This window comes from Pseudoalteromonas sp. G5_S1_14_S5, assembly GCF_054968605.1.
On record NZ_JBQKUM010000177.1, the window covers coordinates 1 to 1,434 of the forward strand.

1 protein-coding gene is annotated in these 1,434 nt (G+C 40.4%); it reads left to right on the forward strand.

All coding sequences use genetic code 11. The annotated features are described in order from the left end of the window. The first annotated feature begins 93 nt into the window (after positions 1–93). Positions 94–1,425 carry an IS4 family transposase gene (locus ACTRWI_RS22415; RefSeq protein WP_499133899.1) on the forward strand — a complete coding sequence of 444 codons (1,332 nt, stop codon included), beginning with the start codon at positions 94–96 and terminating at the stop codon, positions 1,423–1,425. Positions 1,426–1,434: the final 9 nt, after the last annotated feature.

A 1,434-nucleotide genomic window follows, 5' to 3' on the forward strand; every position in this document is an offset into this window, starting at 1 on the left:
AATGCCGATCAGTTAAGAAATTTGTGAGATCATTTGACCGATCCTCAAAAGGCTTCAAAATCCGATATTAGGAAACTAATATCGGATTTTTTTATGTCTTTAGAAAGCCAGCTTGCGGATACTTTTCGGTCATGTAATACCTTTCATCACTTTGATAAATATTCTGAAATTCTTAGTCCAGAGCTTATTCAGCAAGGCTTTGAACAAGCTGGTGTATCAACGGTTCGAAGAAGGCGGCTACCTTTAGAAGCCGTGCTTTGGTCTGTTGTAGGAATGAGCCTTTTTCGACAACAATCTGTTTGGGATATAGCTAATCAACTCGATATAGTCCTACCAGACAAACAACGCTTTGTTGCACCAAGTGCCGTTGTTCAGGCAAGACAGAGATTAGGAGAAGAAGGAGTAAAGCAAGTCTTTAAGAAGATGGCTGTACACAGCTATCAATCTTCTAGCTTCGAAACTTGGTGTGGCCTAAACCTTTTGTCTGTTGATGGCGTTGTTTGGAGAGCAACAGATACACCCGAAAATCATCAAGAATTTAAAGCACAACGTAATCATTCATCTGAGAATATCTACCCTAAAATACGTATGGTCTGTTTGATGGAACTTACGAGTCATCAGCTAATCGATAGTGCATTCTCTGACTATCGAACCAATGAAATGAAGCTCGCAGAAGATCTCATTGAACAAACTCCAGATCATTCACTGACTATTTTTGACAAGGGATATTACTCTCTAGGGCTACTTAATCGTTGGAACAAAACCGGTAAAGAAAGGCATTGGATGCTCCCAGTGAGAAAAGACTTCCAATATGAAGTCGTGCATAAATACAGCCCAAGTGACGCTGTGGTTGCTATAAAAACAACACCTCAGGCAAGAAAAAAGTTCAGTGACCTCCCGGAGATAATAGAAGCGAGGTTAGTATCGAAAAGTATCAAAGGTAAGAAGTATCAGGTACTTACGTCAATGTGTGATGGGTTACGCTTTCCTGGAGAAGACATGGTAGAACTCTATCGCTATCGTTGGGAAATCGAATTAGGCTATCGGGAAATGAAACAAACCTTGCTTGATAGCGAGTATACATTGCGAAGTAAGCGTCCAGATATGGTCAAACAAGAACTCTGGGGTATTTTATTAGCCTATAACCTTATAAGACAGGTTATGACAAAGGCAGCGAGTCAATTAGATAGTGTGTGGCCAAATCAACTAAGCTTCACAAGTAGTGCTATGGCAGTGACTCAATACTTTGCAGCTTTACCTTTAACAAGGCCAGGAAACCTTCCCAAACACTATGATGTTCTACTACAGCAAATATCTATGTTTATCCTACCACCTAGGAGAGAGGACAGAAGTTATCCTCGTTGGGTTAAGCTGAAGCCCAAGAAGTATGCAATAAATAGAAAAAATGCCAGTCAGCTTAACTGACTGGCATTA